This is a genomic window from Paenibacillus sp. FSL F4-0236 (assembly GCF_038000135.1).
Taxonomy (GTDB): domain Bacteria; phylum Bacillota; class Bacilli; order Paenibacillales; family Paenibacillaceae; genus Paenibacillus_AQ.
The window spans coordinates 6,805,742-6,825,642 of the sequence record NZ_JBBOBK010000001.1 but is presented as its reverse complement, the minus strand read 5'-3'; the positions used below and the strand labels follow the sequence as shown (position 1 = coordinate 6,825,642).

Sequence of the window (19,901 nt, the reverse complement as noted above, 5' to 3'; positions counted from 1 at the left end):
ATCTGACGAGAAAATTAATTCTCTAATTTCGGATATCACTTTCGTGATTTCCCACTCACTCGTTGTTCAGTTTTCAAAGATCAATGTCTCTCATTTCGTCGTCGTTGTTTGTCAGCGGCGACCTTTATAATATATCACAGTGTTTCGTTGTTTGGCAAGTCTTTTTTTCGAAAAAGTTTTTTTCAACTTTTCTTGCCTTCCGCTTCCCTTTTACACAAGCAAAAGGAGCGCGAGATATAATTTATCACGAGCACTCCTTTTTAGTCAAGCTATTTTATTAAAAAATCTTAAATTCATATAAGACTCTTGCATTTACCGCTTATCCTTAGTGTTTATACTGAGAAGAACGTCCACCCCACGCATACTTGGAAAGCTCTTTCTGAGGAGCAAAACGAGCATACATACGAAATACAGTCTTATATCTATTGGCGATGGCATGCCTGATATTTTGGTCCAAGCGCTGATCGCTCAAATCTAACAGCATCTCATCAAGTTCTTTCCGCAAAACATAATCCAGTTCCTTGCATTCTTTTTCGTTGAACAACATTCCCAACATATGCTTGGCCTCCTTCATGAAGTTGCAAGTAACACATTCACTAAAACCAAAAACCCCTTGTACATAATTAGTTAGTCCATCTCATGGAGAAAGCTGCCTTAAGATCCTCTTACACTAGATTAACCGGAGTACTCTTTTTATAACCATAATTATTAAAAATTCCCTTTATGGTTTCGTCACGATTATATACTTCTGACCTTTAGGCAATCCTTGGATGAATAGCTTTACTGTTATGCTCCATTCTCGGAAGTTTTATGATAAAAGAGAAAAAGTTATTGTGCTTTCAATGATGGCTGCAACAAATAACAGGATTATTGTCCAAATAGATGCCGTAAGTGTTTGACGCATGAACGAAGACCACTCAACACCTCTGTTCACTTTTTTAGTGGATGAGCTAAACAGACTTGCAACTACTTTCCCGCCGAACTGAAGTCCAAATGCACAAGCAATAATGATTGCTGGAATCTCTATAATCCCATGTGGCAGCAGTCCTTTTACTATTAGATCGAATAAATCCTGTCCTTGCAGTGCTGATAAATGAATCAGATAGCCGATAACCGCTCCGTTAATAAATAAGAATATGGCTGGCAGTATACCGAACAACGCTCCTAAAAATATGATAAGAACACCCTTGATGCTGTTATTCAAAAATATAAATACAAAGAAGCTCCATTGCGGATTAGAAGAATCTCTAAGGTTGCCACTGATTTCACTGAGCCCCTCTAATTGCTGAACCAATAGTTTTTCCAGACTGCTAGTAGCTACCCACCCTATAACCGCTCCTAATGCGAAGAGCAGACAGGATAGCAATAAAGCCTTCCGGATCGTTTTTAGATCTTTAATAAACGTGAAGAACGACAACATAAATACCCTCCTGAAATTGTGATCTCTGTTTCTTAGGTCATAACCTTGCGGTACGAGCATACATTTAGAACAAACAAGCATTTCGCATGGGAGAGGAGCGCTGTCATTATGAATTCTTTTTATGTATTCAGCGGCAAAAAGATTAAACGATTCATCTATATCTTCGCCGCTGTGCTTCTTGCTGCTGGAGTTGTCTATGTCGAGAGGGGAAACATAACCGTTTTTTCTGAATCCGGACCTTCCGCGATCTACAGTGTACCAACAGAGAAGAAGCTGATTGCCCTGACCTTCGATATTAGCTGGGGGGAGAAAAGACCCGAACCAATTTTGAAGGTACTTGAAGACAAGAAAGTGGACAAAGCCACCTTCTTCCTATCGTCTCCATGGAGTAAGACTCACCCAGACATTGTAACTAACATCAAGAATGCAGGTTTTGAAATTGGAAGTCATGGTCATAAACACGTCAATTACAGCACACTTAGCAACGAAGAAATTCGTACACAGATCTCAACGGCTCACACCGTACTTACCGAATTAACCGGCACTGAACCCAATTTGATTCGTATGCCTAATGGTGATTTTGACAAAAGAGTCCTTCAGGTTGCCAGCGATCTCGGCTACAAGGTCATTCAATGGGATACAGACTCCCTGGACTGGAAGAACATCGGCGTAGACAATATCGTGAAGCGTGTAACGACAAAAGCGCATCCAGGTGATATCGTCCTTCTACATGCCAGTGATTCCTGTAAACAAACACATGAAGCACTTCCACTCATTATCGACGAGCTCCGCAGACAAGGTTATGAATTCGTTACCGTCTCTGAGCTGATTAGTCAAAGCAACACCGAAGGTAAAGAAGTACGCGACTCAGCTTCACTGAGTAATGCCATTGAGGACGCAGCTGGGCTGTAAAAACATATTCAATCTCTGGTGCCGTAATGGATGTTGATCTGTCCAAAGGATTAATGACGTGGAGAAATGAGTTCCGATATGTCAGGTGTGGGGGTATTCAGCTTCGGATAGCTCAGATCCAGACTCTCCAGTGTCTTTACAACGATGGATAAGGTCAAATAGTTGCGGTACCATTGATGATTGGCGGGTATCCAGTACCAGGGTGCTTTATCTATGCTAGATTCCTTGAAAACATCTTCATATGCTTCTTGGTAATCATCCCAATACTCCCGCTCCTGGAGATCACTTGCATCGAATTTCCAATGTTTTTTGGGATCTTCAAGCCGTTCCTTAATCTTCTTCAGCTGCTTCTCTTTAGAAATATGCAGAAAAAGCTTGATAATTGTCGTCCCCTCTTCCACCAGCATTTCTTCGAACTGCCGTATGTAACGAAAGCGACGCTTCAAGTCATCCTTTTTTAACCCTCCGTGTACCCGTGGTACCAATACATCTTCATAATGCGAGCGGTTAAATGCAGAGATATATCCCTTAGGAGGTGTCTTCTGATGAACCCTCCATAGAAAATCATGAGCCTCTTCCTCTAGAGATGGTTTCTTGAAGCTGGTCACTATAAACCCTTGTGGATTAATGCCTGAAAAAATATGCTTAACCGTGCCATCCTTACCGCTGGAATCCATTCCTTGCAGAATAACAAGCAGCGAATGCTTTTTCTGAGCAAACAAAATATCTTGGAGCTCTGCCAAACGTGCTTTAAGCTCTTCTGTTTTGGCTTCTACTTCTTTTTTGGATTTAAAAACACCTGTGTCGTCCGGATCCAGCTTGTTAAGCCGGATTTCTTTTGTGTCTTTTATCATATAGCGCTTGATGTCCATATATTCCCCTCCTAAAAGTTTTGTAAAGCATATGCATCATTGAGGAGCTTCGTACAAAACTCGCTTCGGAAGCATCTACTATGTTTTGTAAAACATATACATCATCGGGACGCTTCGTACAAAACTTACTTCGAAAGCATACGCTTAGTTTTGTGAGCGTATCGTTCTTTAAGATTAACCTCTACAATCAGATTTTAATCGTTAAGATACAGTTAGAGCAAAGAACCCCGTCTTCTGAGATCAGAGCACGGGGTTCTTTGTTTAGTGCCTTCCCCATTCATTATCCGGCTGCCGGCTTCAGAATACGGTGTAGCATCAAAATTTGGAATGCATTACAAGCGATAAGCGGAACAACAATAAATACCGTTGCACTATCAACACCTATACGGAGCACGCCAATAACTTCCACAATTGAAATAGCTGTCATAAAAAAGAGGGTTGGAATCAAAGCTGAGATGTTTGTACTTTTTACTTTGAAATAAGACACAATAATAGCTGCTAGCAAAATAACGATTCCTAATATTAGATCAGACATAACATTTCTTTCCCCACCAACGACGGTACGCAAAAAAATCAGTTCAAGCAATGCGAGCACAGAAAGCACTAGTTGTATGTATTTCCAAACCTTTTGTGGAAAAACGCCGTTGCCCATATAATTCAAAATCAAATAGGCAAAAAAACCAAGTTGCGAATAAACGCTTACAAGCATACCGTAGCCAAGCAGAATCAGCGGGTATAAAAAGAAATCCCCGACACTTTTGAAATCAATCTTACCATTTACGAATTGCAGTGCCAGACCAGCGATTACAGCCCCACCCGCTCCTATAAGGAGGGTAGTCCAAAATAAATGAAACCATTTTTTTATACTCAGCCAATTCACCTCCTCTTGTCAGATTTATTTTACCAAGGATACCGACAAAACACCATTACACCCACAACATAAATGTGATCTAATTCGGCATAATACATCTAGAGAATCCTATAAAGGAGGGCAGCGCCAATGAAATGGAGATTTATCGGATCTGTGGGTTTGGCATTGAGCTTTGTTATGGCCTTAACGGCTTGCGGAAGTGAGCAGAGCAGTTCTTCTTCCGGACAAGGCAGTTATAAAGAAACGAAGACCATGGTTTTAGATATATTGAAAAGCGATGAGGGTAAAAAAGCGGTTGAGGAATCATTATCAAGCTCCAGCTCTAGCGGTACCAGTGGAATGAGCATGAAGATGATGCCACTTCAAACAACAGAGGAGATCAAGCTCGCTGTTAAAAATACTCTCACTGCACCGGAATATCAGAAGGAAATCGAGAAGATAATGACTGATCCCAAATTCGCGGGCGATTTTGCTAAAGCCATTCAATCACAAAGCAAGGAACTACACCTACAGCTAATTAAGGATCCCACTTATCAGAAATCAGTCGAAGAAATTATGAAGTCTCCAGAAATGATGACAATGTTTTTAAATCTCACTAAAACACCTGATTACCGTAAACAATCCATGAAGACCATGCAGGAATCCATGCAAACTCCATTATTTCGCATGGAAGTATTGAATTTACTTAAAAAAGTCGTACAAGAAGAACTTGAACCAAAAGAGAAAAAAGAAAAGGGTAGCGAAGGTGGCGACAAACAGGAAAGCAGTGGCAGTGGCGGCGGCAGCGGCGATGATTCAAGTTCTTAAAAAAAAAGGCCTTATCCCACTAATACGTGTGGGAAGGCCTCTTTTTTATGCACAAGAGTTAGTGCTCATATTTGGCAATAAGTTTATCAGCAATTTCTGCAAATAATTGTCCTGATGGTGTCTCTTCTTTGTATACAGAAGGTGAGAAATCCGGTTCGGAAATATGGTTGTCCGGTGCACCTAGCGGTATTTGTGCAAGCAGCTCCGTATGAAGCGTCTCGGCAAGCCTCGCTCCTCCGCCTCTGCCAAAGATATAATCTTTCTTACCACAGTCAGTGCACTCATAATAAGCCATATTCTCAATGACTCCAATAATCTCATGATCTGTCTGTAGAGCCATAGAGCCCGCTCTAGCCGCCACAAACGCTGCGGTAGCGTGAGGTGTCGTAACTATAATCTCTTTGCTGTGAGGTAGCATCTGATGCACGTCAAGTGCCACATCACCAGTACCTGGGGGAAGATCAAGCAGCATATAATCAAGTTCACCCCAACCAACATCATTGAAGAACTGGCGAAGCATTTTACCCAGCATAGGTCCCCGCCAAATAACTGGACTATTCTCACGAATAAAGAAGCCCATAGACATGACCTTCACTCCAAAACGTTCCACAGGAATAATCGTTCCCTCTTCTACAACTGGTCCCTCTTCGATCCCCATCATATCGGGAATACTGAAACCATAAATATCAGCATCGATAAGACCAACTTTTTTCCCTTTTCTTGCAAGGGCTACGGCCAAATTCACCGTTACGGTTGACTTACCAACTCCACCTTTGCCGCTGGCCACAGCGATAAAGTTCACGCCAGAGCTCTCGCTAATTAATTCATGGTCATCAAGGCCTGCAGCATGTCCTTTAAGTTTCCCAGGTTCATCGAAATCCTCTACGCTCTCTCCGCGAAGTATAGCACGTTCATAATCGGTTGCATCACGAAGCCGGATATGTACATTAGAAACCCCACCCGCTTCAAGCAATTCACGAACCTGTTGTTCTAGATCCATGCGACTTTGCTCTTCAGGATTCAGACATATGATAGATAAAGAAATACGGTCTTCTTTAATCATAATGTCACGGATCAGCTGTAGTTCCACAAGGCTTTTTCCAGTTTCAGAGTCTGTTAATGGCTGCAGTATTTCCTGAATTTGTTCCTTAGTCAGCATGGGAAGCACCTCTGTTTCCTTTCCGGTTGAGAATTCTCCGGAGTTTTTGTCTATTATAGCATTACCTGTCTCCCCATGAGTAGTCCTGACTACTCTGAGGCGTACCGAAGAATCCCCCGATAAATGCTAGTCGCAACCTTACGCTGATAGACATCATTTCCAAGTAGAGCAGATTCCTGAGGATGTGATAAGAAGCCAACTTCTACAAGTACCGCTGGTATTTTCAATGCTTTTAACAGATAAACAGTATTCACTGTCTTAGCCACACGATCCGTATTCTCCAGCGTAGTCTTCAGCTCACTCTGCACAAACTCCGCTATAGCTTTATTATCCTTGTGATTGGGGTAGTAAAAGGTCTGTGCTCCACTCCAACGATTGGAAGGGACACTGTTCATGTGAACGCTTATAAAAAGGTCTGCGCCTTTTTCTTCGATACTTCTTACTCTTTGTTTAAGATCTTCTGTCTTACGCTTAGAATAGCCTTTAGTACCTTCCTGAGCCAAATCATAATCACCTTCACGAGTCATTACTACAATAGCCCCTGCCTGCTGCAGATAATCACGCAAATAAAGCGATACCGCGAGATTAATATCTTTCTCAATTAGCCCTTCCCGGCTAACCGCTCCTCCATCAGCTCCACCATGTCCCGCATCGAGAGCAATAACTTTTCCTGACAAGGGCAGACTCCAATAATTTAGTGTTTTAGCGGTAGGCATGTCATACGCAATAATTCCGATCATTATAGCTAGCAGCATCACGCCAAGCATACTTTTTTTGATACTGCTCCATGAAATCCAGACCGAGACTTTACTCTGCTTTCGGCCAGACATAACAAAGACCCCCTCGTCCCGATAGATAATACTCATCTATATGGGACAAGAAGGTCAAATAGTACTAGCTGTTAATGATTAAGCTGTAACTTCTTGTGTCATACCTTCAATCAGAATCTGCGCAACCTCAGGCCGTGTAAATTCTGGCGGAGGACATTGGCCATCACGGAGCAAAGCACGTACCTTCGTACCCGACAATGTCATGTGATCGTCGCTAGGATGAGGGCAAGTTTTACTGGATGCCATATTCCCGCATTTTTTACAGAAGAAGCTATGTTCAAAAAATAATGGAGTAATATCAAGTTCTTCAGCACTAAAATTCGAGAAAATTTCCTGTGCTTCATAAGTGCCATAATAATCACCTACCCCAGCATGGTCACGACCGACGATGAAATGGGTACAGCCGTAATTTTTACGAACCATTGCATGGAAAATTGCTTCTCTAGGGCCTGCATAACGCATTGCCGCCGGAAAAACACCAAGGAAGGTACGATCCTCAGGATAATAGTTCTCCAAAAGCGCCAGATAGCTCTTCATCCGTACATTTGCCGGTACATCATCTGACTTCGTCTCACCAACAAGTGGATTTAGGAATAGAGCGTCTACAACCTCCATAGCGCACTTTTGAATGTACTCGTGAGCTCGGTGGACCGGATTGCGTGTTTGGAAGCCTACAACCGTTCTCCAGCCCTTTTCAGCAAATATCTTCCGCGTATCCGCAGGATCAAAATAAAATTCACCGAACTTCTCTGGCTGTGGGCGGTTCAAGACTGTAATCGGCCCTCCAACATAAGTTGCAGGACGAGCCAACAGCTTACTCACACCAGGATGTTCAGGATCTGTTGTCTTGAAGACATTTTGTGCTTCAATCGTTTGATCTACAGTATAAATACTCTCAATATCCAATAAACCGTAAATCTCGCCATCGTCTTCACCGATTAAAGAAACTTTATCCCCAATTGATAAACTGGCAGCCACATCATCTTCTACAGCCAGTGTTATTGGAATGCTCCACACTGTTCCATCTGCTAAACGCATGCTTTTTACTACTGAATGATAGTCTTGCTCATTTAAAAAGCCAGTTAATGGCGAAAATGCACCTACAGCTATAAGATCCAAATCAGATAAAGTCCAGGTATTCAAGACAATCGCCTTGCTGTCACGTGCGAGATTTAGCAATTCTTCTCTTTCAGTACCCTCTACTACACGGTTTACCAAAGCTCCGCCATGCGGACGTATTGAAGTCATCTTAGTCTCTCCTTCTATGTTCCCACAGGAATATGTCTTACTTGTGCAATCCGCACTCTGTCTTCTCTGATCCAGACCAACGGCCAGCACGCGGATCTTCACCTGGCATAACCTGACGTGTACATTGCTCACAGCCGATACTTGGATAGTTACGGTCATGTAGAGGGTTATAGATTACGTCATTTTCACGAATATAGTTCCATACATCTTCTGACGTCCAATCCGCAATAGGATTAAACTTCACTAAACCAAATTTATAATCATACTCGACCTTTTTAGCATTTGCACGGGTAGGCGCTTGATCGCGACGAATTCCAGTAATCCATGCCTCATATTGAGATAATATACGAGTCAATGGTTCAACTTTACGAATACCACAGCATTGATTTGGGTCAACCGTCCATAACGCATCACCGTATTGAAGTGCTTGCTCCTGCGTGGTGAGTTGCGGAGACACTCGTACAAACTCTAATCCGTATTTGTCTGCCATCAAATCTCTGGTTTCGTAGGTTTCCTTAAAATGATAATCTGTATCGAGATAAAAGACATCAGTAGATGGACTAACTTTGTGAAGCATATCAACAAGCACTACATCTTCGGCACCAAAGCTGCAGGCAAAAGTAATGTTAGGAAATGTTTCTACAGCCCAGCGGATAATATCCTCGGGTGAAGCACTCTCTAATTCTTCGGCCTTTATTCTGATCAAATCTTCTTTCTCGAGCAGGTTCATTAAGGTATTCCTCCATCCAAAATATTAATCGTATGAATAAATGAGGTAAAAGAAGTAATAAAACCAACTATTTCTATATGAAATAGTATATAACTTTTACTGAGGAAGTCAATGAGTTTCAACCCTCAGAATTAGTAAATGAATGCAAAAAAAGCCCATTTCTTGTTCGAAAGGGGCTGCTAAAAAAAATAAAACCCTCGACCGTAAAGGCCAAGGGTTGAATTCTTGATAAATATTAACGTTTCGAGAACTGAGGCGCACGACGTGCAGCCTTCAAGCCGTATTTCTTACGTTCCTTCATACGAGGGTCACGAGTCAGGAAGCCGGCTTTCTTAAGTGCACCGCGATATTCAGGGTCAACTTTAAGCAATGCACGGGAGATACCGTGACGAATTGCTCCAGCTTGACCGGAAATGCCGCCACCATGTGCAAGAACGATTACATCGTAGTTGCCTAGTGTTTCAGTCAGGTTCAAAGGTTGTTTTACGATCATTTTCAGTGTTTCCACACCGAAATATTCGTCCATCTCACGTTTGTTAATGACAATGCGTCCTTCACCCGGTACAAGGCGAACACGTGCTACCGAATGTTTACGACGACCTGTCCCATAGTATTGTACTTGTGCCATGAAACTGTCCTCCTCTATTCTTATCCGCGAAGTTCGTAAACTTCAGGTTTTTGTGCTGCATGTGGATGCTCGGCGCCTGCATATACTTTCAATCTCAGCTTCATGTGGTCCCCTTGACGAGTCTTAGGAATCATACCATGAACAGCGAATTCAATTACGCGTTCTGGTTTAGTATTCAGCAAAGTTTCAGCATTAGTAACTTTCAAGCCACCTGGGTGCATCGAGTGACGGTAGTATTTCTTGTTTTGCAATTTCTTACCGGTCAAGTGAATCTTCTCAGCGTTGATTACGATAACGAAATCTCCTGTATCAACGTGTGGAGTGAATTGCGGTTTGTGTTTGCCACGGATCAAAGCAGCGGCTTCGCTGGCCAAACGACCGAGTGTCTTGCCTTCGGCATCAATAATGTGCCAATTGCGTTCAACTTCGTTCGGCTTCGCCATATAGGTGGTACGCATGAATGTTTCCTCCTTGTTCTCGTACGAAAATCTTCTGTTTCGTATATCTTGTTTCTCATTGAATTACAATTATGTGAGTTAAGCAAAGCATTTTTTTGGCATTTCCTTGATCGGGGCTGTGGGATAGCCATCAAGAAAACACAACTTTTATATTACAGTATAAACATAACAAGTGCAAGTGATTTTTAAACATTCAGCCTATTATTCAGGAAGAAATTTATAGAAAAAAAGATTCACTTTCAGTCTCGTCATATTCTACACTCCACAAAGCCAACCCCTTGGCCATAGCTGTTGGACCAGCAGCAGAACGATCACATGCCGCCAATATCTCAGCAACATGATCAGCATCTATTTTACCTTCCCCCACATGGATCAAAGTCCCCATAATAATGCGAACCATATGCTGAAGAAATCCACTACCCGTTATATAAGTTTGGATCACTCCCTGATCTAATGAAGAGGGTCGGCACATGCTGCGGTCTACTTCCATATGAGCTTCAAAGATCGTTCGTACATGAGAGGCCTTAGTAGACCTCCGTGAAGCAAACGAAGTGAAGTCATGTGTCCCTAAAATATGCGTTAAGCCTTGCTGCATCGCAGGAATGTCCAACCTCACCGGATGATGAAGCTGCCAGCGCCGTTGAAACGGGTCTGGAAACCTGTTGCCGTTAATCGTGTATCGGTAAGTTTTACGCTTAGCTCCTCTACGAGAGTGAAACGTCAGCGGTACTTCCCTAGCCTCAGTAACCACGATATCTTGTGGCAGCCGGGCATTAAGCGCCAGACACCAACGTTCAAGTGGGATTCGAGAGGAGGTCGTAAAGTTAAAAGGCTGACCGTAGGCGTGTACTCCGGCATCTGTGCGACCAGAAGCAGTAATCTTAAGCTCCTCACCTGTCAGATGGAGTATCGCTTGCTCCAGCCGATCTTGAATCGTATTGCCCTGAGGCTGGGTCTGAAAGCCATCATAATTTGTTCCGTCATAATTGACCTTCATCAATAGATTACGCATTCCGTTCTCCTTTTTAAACCGTTCAGCAGAAACGTCGATCGAAGCACTGTCTGATCTTATTCAAGAGGAAGAAATGGCTTTGCCGTCCCTAGAAGGACGGCATCCATTAACACTTCACTCCATTACTTCAAAAAAAAGAGCCCCTGCGGGAGCTCCTTCAATTGAACCAAGGTGATTCCCACGGTTATTAGTACAGCAGAGTCTTGCGCCTCTGCAGCACAATAACGCTGATATTTCCCCCATCTTTACTCCAAAGAGGGCCGGATGAAAGGGAAGCATCGGAAATCAATACTTGTGATACTACGCGCGGTCTACCAATTCAAGATAAACCATAGGCGCAGCGTCCCCACGACGAGGTCCGAGTTTCAGGATACGAGTGTATCCACCTGGACGCTCTGTGTAACGAGGAGCGATGTCAGAGAACAATTTTTGAATTGCATCTTGTTCACCATCAACAGTCTCGCGGCGAACAAATGCAGCTACTTGACGACGAGCATGAAGATCGCCTTTTTTAGCTTTAGTGATCAACTTTTCAGCGATAGAACGAACTTCTTTCGCTTTAGCTTCCGTTGTTTGGATGCGCTCGTATAAAAATAGATCCGTTACCATGTCGCGAAATAACGCTTTACGCGCACTGGAATCACGGCCCAATTTTTGGTATGCCATGTGTTTTCCCTCCTTTACTGTAACAATCTGTAGTTATTCTTCTGTACGTAGTCCCAAACCAAGTTCCTCAAGCTTCTCCTGAACTTCTTCCAAAGATTTACGACCAAGGTTACGCACCTTCATCATATCTTCTTCAGTCTTCGTGGTAAGCTCTTGTACGGTATTAATACCAGCACGTTTGAGGCAGTTGTAGGAGCGGACAGAAAGATCAAGCTCTTCGATTGTCATCTCTAGCACTTTTTCTTTTTTGTCTTCTTCTTTTTCAACCATAATTTCGGCGTCTTTCGCTTCGTCCGTAAGACCTACGAACAATACGAGGTGCTCGTTCAAAATTTTGGCTCCGAGGCTTACAGCCTCTTCCGGTCTAATACTGCCATCTGTCCAAATTTCAAGCGTCAATTTGTCGTAGTTGGTCACTTGACCAACACGTGTATTGTCTATGCCGTAGTTAACGCGTGAAATAGGAGTGTAGATGGAGTCAACCGGGATAACGCCAATTGGCTGATCGTCGCGTTTGTTCCGGTCCGCTTGGACGTAGCCGCGACCACGGCCTGCAAAAATACGCATGTGAAGTCTCGCACCAGGTCCCAGCGTTGCAATGTGAAGATCCGGGTTGAGGATCTCAACATCGCTGTCCGCACGGATATCACCTGCGGTAACGATGCCTTCCCCTTCGGCATCAATCTCAAACACTTTTTCCTCGTCTGAATGAATCTTCAGGGACAAGGCTTTAAGGTTCAGAATGATCTCCGTCACATCTTCCATTACGCCTGGAACGGTCGAGAACTCATGCAGAACGCCGTCAATTTGGACCGAAGTCACTGCGGCTCCTGGAAGCGAAGAAAGCAATATCCGGCGAAGTGAATTCCCCAGAGTCGTGCCATACCCACGTTCCAACGGTTCAACTACGAATTTCCCATAGGTACCTTCATCATTAGCTTCTACGGTCTCAATCTTCGGCTTTTCGATTTCTATCACGAGTTTACCCCTCCTTCAACGTCGCTCCTATATGAAACTGTCACCCCATCAGGTGCATCATGTAGTATGCCTAAACACCTATTATTAGCAGATGCGTCAGAATTATACCACATTTACAATACTGATTTCACTATACGCGACGACGTTTCGGCGGACGGCATCCATTGTGAGGAACCGGAGTTACGTCTTTAATAAGGTTAACTTCAAGCCCTGCAGCTTGAAGGGAACGGATGGCTGCTTCGCGGCCCGCGCCCGGTCCTTTAACCATAACCTCAACCGACTTCATGCCGTGCTCCATAGCTGCTTTAGCTGCTGATTCAGCTGCCATTTGCGCTGCGAATGGAGTCGACTTACGGGAACCTTTAAATCCTTGGCCGCCGGAGCTTGCCCAGGAAATTGCATTTCCGTGAGGATCTGTGATGGTAACGATGGTGTTATTGAACGTGGAACGAATATGTGCCACGCCGGATTCGATATTTTTACGGTCGCGACGTTTGGTACGTACGACTTTTTTCGGTTTAGCCATTGTCTCTTATCCCCCCTTATTATTTCTTCTTGTTTGCTACCGTACGACGCGGGCCTTTCCGGGTACGGGCATTGGTTTTAGTACGTTGACCGCGAACAGGCAATCCACGACGGTGACGAACACCGCGGTAACAGCCGATCTCAGTAAGACGTTTAATATTCAAGGAAATTTCACGACGCAGGTCACCTTCAACCTTAACCGTTTTGTCGATCGTTTCACGCAGTTTGCTGACTTCATCTTCCGTCAAATCACGGACACGTGTATTAGCGCTAATGCCTGTTTCATTAAGAATTTTCTGAGAAGTCGTTTTACCGATTCCGAAAATATAAGTCAAGGCGATCTCAACGCGTTTGTCACGTGGCAAATCCACTCCAGCTATACGAGCCATTTTACGCTACACCCCCTTCTTAACCTTGTTTTTGTTTGTGTTTCGGATTTTCGCAAATCACCATAACAGTCCCTTTGCGGCGGATTACTTTACATTTCTCGCAAATGGGCTTTACAGAAGGTCTTACCTTCATGTTAATTACCTCCTCAAAGTTTTGCGAAGCAAAACTTTTTTCGTAGTTCCCATCTATTTACGGTAAGTTATACGACCTTTTGATAAATCATAAGGCGATAACTGCACGACCACTTTGTCTCCGGTCAAAATACGGATAAAGTGCATCCGCAATTTACCGGATACATGGGCAAGTATTTGATGACCGTTCTCAAGCTCAACCTTAAACGTTGCATTTGGCAACGGTTCAAGGACAGTACCTTCTACTTCAATGACATCTTCCTTAGCCACAGTTAGTCTCCTTTCTCATAAGCACTTATTCCGGTTGGGCCAGCATACTTCATGACTGCGTAACGCAGCTTTCCGTTTGTTACCCGCCCAGTTTCTTCCAAACTGTTCACAACCTCACTGCTGATGAAGGGTATGAGCTCAAGATGAAGAATATTCTTCTTCTTTGGCCCATCAAACTTACGTTTGTCTCCATCTGCAATGTATACAAATCTGCTATCAACAACTGCGATAACAACGGCTGCCTCTCCGGCATCTTTGCCTTTGAGAATTCTCACTAATTGACCAACCTGCGGGCTGCTCACAGTATTCAAGTGGAGATCACCTACGCATTCAGTTTTGTGAAAATTTCCATGCCGTCCGGAGTAACTGCTACTGTATGCTCAAAGTGAGCACATAGGGAGCCATCCACCGTAACGACAGTCCAGTTATCTTCCAGCGTTCTGACATGTCTCTTTCCTACGTTTACCATCGGCTCAATCGCGAGTACCATACCCGGTTTCAGACGTGGTCCGCGGTCCGCTATGCCATAATTCGGAATTTGCGGTTCTTCATGCAGTTTTGCCCCAATACCATGACCAACATACTCACGTACGACTGAGAAACCAGCCTCTTCGATGTATTGCTGGATAGCATGGGAGATTGTAAACAAGCGCACATCCGGCTTAACTAACGCCAGTCCCGCGTACAAGGAGCCTTCCGTAACGTCCAGCAAACGCTGAGCCTCTTCGGAAATGCTGCCCACACCGTAGGTCCAGGCGGAATCACCGTGATAACCGCGGTACTCTGCACCGATATCCAGCGTTACAATATCGCCTTCGATCAGTTTGCGTTTACCTGGAAATCCATGCACTAATTGTTCGTTGACTGAAGCGCAAATGCTGGCAGGAAAACCGTTGTAGCCTTTGAAAGACGGCACAGCACCTTGACTGCGAATGTATTGATCGGCGATTCTGTCGAGATCGCCCGTTGTAATGCCAGGCTCAATGGCCTCAGCAATAAGACGGTGACTCTCGGCAACAATTCGACCAGCTTCCCTCATAAAGGCAAGTTCCTGTTCGGATTTACAAATGATCATTACATTAACCCCGCAATAAAGATACGATTTCAGAAGAAACGACATTGATTTCGTTTTCCCCATTTACCTGACGCAAAAGACCTTTATTATCATAAAACGCAAGCAGCGGCGCTGTCTTATTATCATACTCATCCAGACGCTTGCCTACACTTTCTTCGTTGTCATCCGGACGTTGATACAATTCACCGCCATCAATGTCGCAAATGCCATCTTGCTTCGGCGGGTTGAAGATTAAATGGTAGGATGCTCCGCAAACTGTGCAGATACGACGTCCAGTAAGACGCGCCATCAACAGTCCACGGTCAACATTCAAGTTGATGACATGATCCAAAGAAGTATTCAAACGGCTTAGAATTTCATCCAGCGCTTCCGCTTGCGAAAGAGTTCTTGGAAAACCATCCAATAGAAATCCTTTTTCGCAATCGGACTGCTGCAGCCGTTCTTCAACTATACCAATGGTCACATCATCTGGTACAAGCAAACCTTGATCAATAAATGATTTAGCCTTCAATCCTACTGGAGTCTCTTGTTTGATTGCCAAACGGAAAGCATCTCCTGTCGAAATATGCGGAATGCCAAACTCTTTTATGATCTCAGCCGCTTGTGTTCCCTTGCCTGCCCCAGGAGGGCCCATGAATAAAATGTTCACGATTTCTCTCTCCCCCCAAAAGTTCGCCACCAAGCAAGAAACAGCACAATAGGTGCCGGGAAGAATAAAAAATTACGCTTCACCGGAACCTATCGCCTATTTATTGATGAAGCCTTTGTAATGGCGTTTGATCAATTGGCTCTCGATCTGCTTCATAGTATCCAATGCCACACCGATTACGATTAGTAGTGAAGTACCACCAATTCGAACTTCTTTAGGCAATCCAGATAAAGCACCGAAGAACATCGGCAATACAGAGATCAAAGCCAGGAACAATGCGCCGGACATAGTCAGACGAGACATTACTCTAGTCAAATATTTCTCAGTAGCTTTACCAGGACGGATACCTGGAATGTAACCACCATTCTTCTTCATGTTATCAGCCATCTGCTGAGGATTCATCTGCACGAACGTATAGAAGAACGTGAACCCGATGATCATCACTACATACAGAAGCATACCAAGTGGTGCATCAGTTGCCAAATACTTGGCAATCCATTGAGCCCAGGCATGTGTTGACCAGAAACTGGAGAGAACAACTGGGAACTGAAGCAGTGATACGGCGAAGATAACCGGAATTACACCAGCCGCATTAATTTTCAGCGGAATGTGCGTATTCTGTCCACCGTACATTTTGTTGCCGACTACGCGTTTAGCGTATTGAACAGGAATCTTCCGAATACCTTGCTGTACGAAGATAACTGCTGTAATAATCGCTACAATCACAATCAGCACAATAACGACTTTAAGAATATTCAGGAACACTTGATCCGGCTGAATAAAGCTTGAGTTAGCCGTACTCGTGATATATCCCGGGATGGCGGCGACGATTCCCGCAAAAATCAGGATCGAAATCCCGTTCCCGATTCCCTTTTCGGTAATCTGTTCACCAAGCCACATCAGGAAAGAAGTACCAGCCGTCAAGATAATGGCAACCAGTAAGTAGTCAGCAAATGTCGCATTCGGCATCATTTGAGTTCCATAAATCCGGTTAAACCCTATCGACGTAGCAAAACCTTGGATCAGGGCCAAAATCACAGTACCATAACGAGTGATTTGCGCTAGTTGTTTTTTACCGTGCTCCCCTTGTTTAGCCCATTCAGCAAACTTAGGAACAACATCCATCGACAGCAATTGCACGATGATGGATGCTGTAATGTACGGATAAATACTTATCGCAAATATCGAGAAGTTTTTGAGCGCTCCGCCCGAGAAGGTGTTCAAAAGTCCCATCAAAGCGTCACCGCTTTGATTTGCTGTTTCCAGTACATCTTTGTTCACACCAGGAACCGGTACAAACGAACCGATACGGTAGATAATCAGAATGAACAAGGTAAACAGGATCTTTTTGCGCAAATCTTCCACATGCCAGATATTCTTAAGCGTCTTGAACATTAGATCACCTCGGTTTTACCGCCGGCAGCCTCGATTTTCTCTACCGCAGATTGAGAGAACTTATTTGCTTGTACAGTCAATTTAACGGTTAACTCACCATTGCCGAGAATCTTAATGCCGCTTTTGGAATTCTTGACAACACCAGTTTCAAGCAACAACTGCGGAGTCACTTCTGTTCCTTCTGCAAAGCTATTCAGATCTTCAAGGTTCACAATCGCATACTCTTTACGGGTAGGATTGACGAAACCACGTTTAGGCAGACGACGATAGAGCGGATTTTGTCCACCCTCGAAGCCCGGACGAACACCACCGCCAGAACGTGAGTTTTGACCTTTGTGACCGCGACCGGAAGTTTTACCATTTCCGCTACTTGGTCCACGACCAACGCGATTGCGTTCTTTGCGGGAACCAGGAGCTGGAGCAAGTTCATGTAACTTCATCGTTTGCACCTCCTTATGTTTGTTAATTTATACGAGGCGATTAGCCTTCAATTTCAGTTACAGATAGCAAGTGACTCACTTTGTTGATCATTCCGCGAATTGCAGGACTGTCATTGTGAACCACTGTCGTGTTGAGTTTACGTAGGCCGAGCGTCTTAACAGTAACACGTTGTGTTTCTGGACGTCCGATTACACTACGTACGAGGGTAATTTGCAATTTTGCCATTGACGTTCCCCTCCTTAACCGCGCAATTCTTCGACAGATTTGCCGCGAAGTTTCGCGACCTCTTCAATGCGTTTCAGACGGGAAAGTCCCTCCAAAGTTGCATTGACCATGTTCATGGAATTCGAAGAACCCAGTGATTTTGTCAAAATGTCGCCAACGCCTGCCAATTCCAATACCGCACGAACTGGACCGCCAGCGATAACGCCAGTACCCTCTGATGCTGGTTTCAGCAACACGCGTCCTGCGCCGAAGTGGCCAGTAACGAGATGGGGAATCGAAGTTCCTACGATTGGAATGTGAATCAGGTTTTTCTTGGCGTCTTCAATGCCTTTACGGATGGCATCCGGAACTTCGCCGGCTTTACCGATACCAGCACCGACGTAGCCATTGCCATCGCCCACAACAACGAGTGCACTAAAGCTGAAACGGCGTCCGCCTTTTACAACTTTTGCTACACGGTTAATGTGTACAACTCTTTCTGTCAGTTCTAAACTGTTCGGATCTACACGCAAGTCGTTAACCTCCTTTTAAGAATTATTCTAGAATTCAAGACCAGCTTCACGAGCTGCGTCAGCCAATGCTTGAATTCGTCCATGGTACAAGTAACCTCCGCGGTCGAATACGACCACTGCATAGCCTTTTTCTTTAGCACGCTCAGCGACCAATTGGCCAACTTTCGCTGCAGCTTCAACGCTGCCGCCATTACCGATGTTAGCGCTCAGTTCTTTATCAAGTGTAGAAGCGGATACGATAGTAACCCCTTTAACATCATCGATCAGTTGAGCGTAGATGTGTTTTGAAGAACGGAATACGTTCAAACGTGGACGCTCAGTAGTTCCCTGGATCTTCTTACGAACACGCAGGTGTCTTTTGAGACGAGCCTTGTTTTTATCTTCTTTTGTAATCATGACTTCCCTTTCACTCCCTTCAGTTTGCCGTAAACAGCTTCACTTTAAGATGCACGGGGTATCTTACAATTAAGTTCAAACTGGTTATTTCTTCTTACCAGCTTTACCTTCTTTGCGGATGATACGCTCGCCTTCATATTTGATACCTTTACCTTTATACGGTTCTGGCTCACGAACGGAACGAATTTTAGCAGCATATGCGCCAACGCGTTCTTTATCGATACCTTTAACGATGATCTTCGTGTTCGCAGGAACTTCAAACTCAATACCTGCTTCCGGTGTAATTTCAACCGGGTGGGAGTAACCAACGTTCAGAACGACTTTATCTCCGGATTTGCTTGCACGATATCCGACCCCAACCAATTCCAGAGATTTCGAGAAACCTTCAGTCACGCCTGCTACCATGTTGTTGACAACGGAGCGGGTTGTGCCGTGAAGTGAACGATGCAATTTGTTATCCGACGGACGAACAACGGTAATTTCGTTATTTTCAACTGTAACCTTCATGTCTTTATGAAGCTCACGAGTCAAAGAACCTTTTGGACCTTTTACTGTAATAACGGCGTTGTCCAAAGTGACATCTACACCGCTAGGTACTGCGATTGGTTTACGACCAATACGAGACATGTGTTGCACCTCCTTATCTTGTGACGTTTATTACCAAATGTAGCAGACAACTTCTCCGCCAGATTTTGATTGACGAGCTTCTTTGTCGGTCATAACTCCCTTAGATGTGGAGATAATCGCGATTCCTAGACCACCGAGTACACGAGGCACTTCATTGCTCTTCGTGTATACGCGAAGGCCTGGTTTACTGATTCTTTTCAAACCAGAAATAACACGCTCTTGGTTAGGGCCGTATTTCAAGAAGATACGGATAATCCCTTGTTTGCTATCTTCAACGAATTCCGCATCGCGGATGAAACCTTCACGCTTCAAAATGTCAGCGATTTGTTTCTTCATAGTAGAAGCAGGCATTTCTACCGTTTCGTGACGCACAATGTTAGCGTTACGAATACGAGTAAGCATATCTGCAATAGGATCAGACATAGTCATGTGTGTAAACCTCCTTCCCGTTTATAAACTTCTTACCAACTTGCTTTTTTCACGCCAGGGATCTGGCCTTTATAAGCTAATTCACGGAAACAAATTCTGCAAATTTTGAACTTTTGCAGTACCGAATGTGGACGACCACAACGTTCGCAACGTGTATATGCACGTACTTTAAACTTAGGCGTACGTTGTTGTTTAACTTTCATCGAAGTTTTTGCCACTTAGCCTGACACCTCCTAAACATTTTC

General features: G+C 44.1%; 30 protein-coding genes. 2 read left to right on the top strand and 28 right to left on the bottom strand.

Features of this window, described 5'->3' with window-relative positions:
• Nucleotides 1–325: 325 nt before the first annotated feature.
• Both NSQ29_RS30410 and NSQ29_RS30405 read right to left on the bottom strand, forming a co-directional pair.
• Entirely contained in the window at nt 326–556 is a 231-nt protein-coding gene (locus NSQ29_RS30410) for a hypothetical protein (RefSeq protein ID WP_036680631.1), read from the bottom strand.
• 252 nt (nt 557–808) lie between these two features.
• Nucleotides 809–1,420: a stage II sporulation protein M gene (locus NSQ29_RS30405; protein ID WP_340973027.1), complete on the bottom strand. Its 612-nt coding sequence runs from the start codon at nt 1,418–1,420 to the stop codon at nt 809–811.
• 108 nt (nt 1,421–1,528) lie between these two features.
• On the opposite strand from NSQ29_RS30405, the gene pdaB reads away from it, so the two are divergent.
• Nucleotides 1,529–2,332, top strand: coding sequence for a polysaccharide deacetylase family sporulation protein PdaB (gene pdaB, locus NSQ29_RS30400; protein ID WP_042192142.1), 804 nt, complete (start codon nt 1,529–1,531; stop codon nt 2,330–2,332).
• Between the two features lie 50 nt (nt 2,333–2,382).
• On the opposite strand, the gene NSQ29_RS30395 is transcribed toward pdaB, so the two are convergent.
• Nucleotides 2,383–3,204 carry a PPK2 family polyphosphate kinase gene (locus NSQ29_RS30395; RefSeq protein ID WP_042192144.1) on the bottom strand — a complete coding sequence of 274 codons (822 nt, stop codon included), beginning with the start codon at nt 3,202–3,204 and terminating at the stop codon, nt 2,383–2,385.
• 280 nt (nt 3,205–3,484) lie between these two features.
• Nucleotides 3,485–4,075 (bottom strand): KinB-signaling pathway activation protein, encoded by a 591-nt coding sequence (locus tag NSQ29_RS30390; protein ID WP_042132517.1) that lies wholly within the window; start codon nt 4,073–4,075, stop codon nt 3,485–3,487.
• Nucleotides 4,076–4,204: 129 nt separating this feature from the next.
• Between NSQ29_RS30390 and gerD the strand changes: the two genes are divergently transcribed.
• Nucleotides 4,205–4,882 carry a spore germination lipoprotein GerD gene (gene gerD / locus NSQ29_RS30385; RefSeq protein WP_341126708.1) on the top strand — a complete coding sequence of 226 codons (678 nt, stop codon included), beginning with the start codon at nt 4,205–4,207 and terminating at the stop codon, nt 4,880–4,882.
• Nucleotides 4,883–4,940: 58 nt separating this feature from the next.
• On the opposite strand, the gene NSQ29_RS30380 is transcribed toward gerD, so the two are convergent.
• From NSQ29_RS30380 to NSQ29_RS30265, 24 genes are all read right to left on the bottom strand, one after another.
• Nucleotides 4,941–6,041: an Mrp/NBP35 family ATP-binding protein gene (locus NSQ29_RS30380; protein WP_076300967.1), complete on the bottom strand. Its 1,101-nt coding sequence runs from the start codon at nt 6,039–6,041 to the stop codon at nt 4,941–4,943.
• Between the two features lie 89 nt (nt 6,042–6,130).
• On the bottom strand, nt 6,131–6,871 hold the full coding sequence (cwlD, locus tag NSQ29_RS30375; protein ID WP_042192151.1) for an N-acetylmuramoyl-L-alanine amidase CwlD: 741 nt from the start codon (nt 6,869–6,871) through the stop codon (nt 6,131–6,133).
• 78 nt (nt 6,872–6,949) lie between these two features.
• The gene (sat, locus tag NSQ29_RS30370; protein ID WP_042192153.1) at nt 6,950–8,119 is read right to left on the bottom strand and encodes a sulfate adenylyltransferase; all 1,170 of its coding nucleotides are present in this window, start codon (nt 8,117–8,119) and stop codon (nt 6,950–6,952) included.
• A 37-nt stretch (nt 8,120–8,156) separates the two neighbouring features.
• A complete protein-coding gene (locus tag NSQ29_RS30365) occupies nt 8,157–8,849 on the bottom strand; it encodes a phosphoadenylyl-sulfate reductase (protein ID WP_042192155.1) in 693 nt (230 codons plus the stop codon).
• Between the two features lie 235 nt (nt 8,850–9,084).
• Complete coding sequence (gene rpsI, locus NSQ29_RS30360; protein ID WP_025706574.1) at nt 9,085–9,477, bottom strand: 30S ribosomal protein S9; 393 nt, start codon at nt 9,475–9,477, stop codon at nt 9,085–9,087.
• 20 nt (nt 9,478–9,497) lie between these two features.
• Entirely contained in the window at nt 9,498–9,935 is a 438-nt protein-coding gene (gene rplM, locus NSQ29_RS30355) for a 50S ribosomal protein L13 (protein WP_036680589.1), read from the bottom strand.
• Between the two features lie 217 nt (nt 9,936–10,152).
• Complete coding sequence (gene truA, locus NSQ29_RS30350) at nt 10,153–10,947, bottom strand: tRNA pseudouridine(38-40) synthase TruA (protein ID WP_042192157.1); 795 nt, start codon at nt 10,945–10,947, stop codon at nt 10,153–10,155.
• Nucleotides 10,948–11,247: 300 nt separating this feature from the next.
• A complete protein-coding gene (gene rplQ, locus NSQ29_RS30345; RefSeq protein WP_019908254.1) occupies nt 11,248–11,613 on the bottom strand; it encodes a 50S ribosomal protein L17 in 366 nt (121 codons plus the stop codon).
• A 33-nt stretch (nt 11,614–11,646) separates the two neighbouring features.
• Entirely contained in the window at nt 11,647–12,591 is a 945-nt protein-coding gene (locus NSQ29_RS30340) for a DNA-directed RNA polymerase subunit alpha (RefSeq protein ID WP_036680585.1), read from the bottom strand.
• Between the two features lie 130 nt (nt 12,592–12,721).
• Nucleotides 12,722–13,117 (bottom strand): 30S ribosomal protein S11, encoded by a 396-nt coding sequence (rpsK, locus tag NSQ29_RS30335; RefSeq protein WP_019908251.1) that lies wholly within the window; start codon nt 13,115–13,117, stop codon nt 12,722–12,724.
• A 19-nt stretch (nt 13,118–13,136) separates the two neighbouring features.
• On the bottom strand, nt 13,137–13,505 hold the full coding sequence (rpsM, locus tag NSQ29_RS30330) for a 30S ribosomal protein S13 (RefSeq protein WP_036680583.1): 369 nt from the start codon (nt 13,503–13,505) through the stop codon (nt 13,137–13,139).
• Nucleotides 13,506–13,524: 19 nt separating this feature from the next.
• A complete protein-coding gene (rpmJ, locus tag NSQ29_RS30325; RefSeq protein WP_003322638.1) occupies nt 13,525–13,638 on the bottom strand; it encodes a 50S ribosomal protein L36 in 114 nt (37 codons plus the stop codon).
• Between the two features lie 53 nt (nt 13,639–13,691).
• A complete protein-coding gene (gene infA / locus NSQ29_RS30320) occupies nt 13,692–13,907 on the bottom strand; it encodes a translation initiation factor IF-1 (protein ID WP_036652996.1) in 216 nt (71 codons plus the stop codon).
• 2 nt (nt 13,908–13,909) lie between these two features.
• Nucleotides 13,910–14,218 (bottom strand): KOW domain-containing RNA-binding protein, encoded by a 309-nt coding sequence (locus NSQ29_RS30315; protein WP_042192158.1) that lies wholly within the window; start codon nt 14,216–14,218, stop codon nt 13,910–13,912.
• 11 nt (nt 14,219–14,229) lie between these two features.
• Complete coding sequence (gene map, locus NSQ29_RS30310) at nt 14,230–14,982, bottom strand: type I methionyl aminopeptidase (protein ID WP_042192159.1); 753 nt, start codon at nt 14,980–14,982, stop codon at nt 14,230–14,232.
• 4 nt (nt 14,983–14,986) lie between these two features.
• Nucleotides 14,987–15,631, bottom strand: coding sequence for an adenylate kinase (locus tag NSQ29_RS30305; protein WP_042131217.1), 645 nt, complete (start codon nt 15,629–15,631; stop codon nt 14,987–14,989).
• 96 nt (nt 15,632–15,727) lie between these two features.
• Nucleotides 15,728–17,026, bottom strand: coding sequence for a preprotein translocase subunit SecY (secY, locus tag NSQ29_RS30300; RefSeq protein ID WP_042131218.1), 1,299 nt, complete (start codon nt 17,024–17,026; stop codon nt 15,728–15,730).
• Nucleotides 17,026–17,466: a 50S ribosomal protein L15 gene (gene rplO / locus NSQ29_RS30295; RefSeq protein WP_036680569.1), complete on the bottom strand. Its 441-nt coding sequence runs from the start codon at nt 17,464–17,466 to the stop codon at nt 17,026–17,028. The genes secY and rplO overlap by 1 nt, the downstream gene beginning before the upstream one ends.
• A gap of 40 nt (nt 17,467–17,506) precedes the next feature.
• Entirely contained in the window at nt 17,507–17,692 is a 186-nt protein-coding gene (rpmD, locus tag NSQ29_RS30290) for a 50S ribosomal protein L30 (RefSeq protein WP_036680567.1), read from the bottom strand.
• A gap of 14 nt (nt 17,693–17,706) precedes the next feature.
• Entirely contained in the window at nt 17,707–18,204 is a 498-nt protein-coding gene (gene rpsE / locus NSQ29_RS30285) for a 30S ribosomal protein S5 (RefSeq protein ID WP_036652980.1), read from the bottom strand.
• A gap of 27 nt (nt 18,205–18,231) precedes the next feature.
• Entirely contained in the window at nt 18,232–18,600 is a 369-nt protein-coding gene (gene rplR, locus NSQ29_RS30280) for a 50S ribosomal protein L18 (protein ID WP_042131220.1), read from the bottom strand.
• Between the two features lie 84 nt (nt 18,601–18,684).
• Nucleotides 18,685–19,227: a 50S ribosomal protein L6 gene (rplF, locus tag NSQ29_RS30275; RefSeq protein ID WP_042192166.1), complete on the bottom strand. Its 543-nt coding sequence runs from the start codon at nt 19,225–19,227 to the stop codon at nt 18,685–18,687.
• 30 nt (nt 19,228–19,257) lie between these two features.
• On the bottom strand, nt 19,258–19,656 hold the full coding sequence (rpsH, locus tag NSQ29_RS30270; RefSeq protein WP_036680560.1) for a 30S ribosomal protein S8: 399 nt from the start codon (nt 19,654–19,656) through the stop codon (nt 19,258–19,260).
• Between the two features lie 32 nt (nt 19,657–19,688).
• Entirely contained in the window at nt 19,689–19,874 is a 186-nt protein-coding gene (locus NSQ29_RS30265) for a type Z 30S ribosomal protein S14 (protein ID WP_013312154.1), read from the bottom strand.
• Nucleotides 19,875–19,901: the final 27 nt, after the last annotated feature.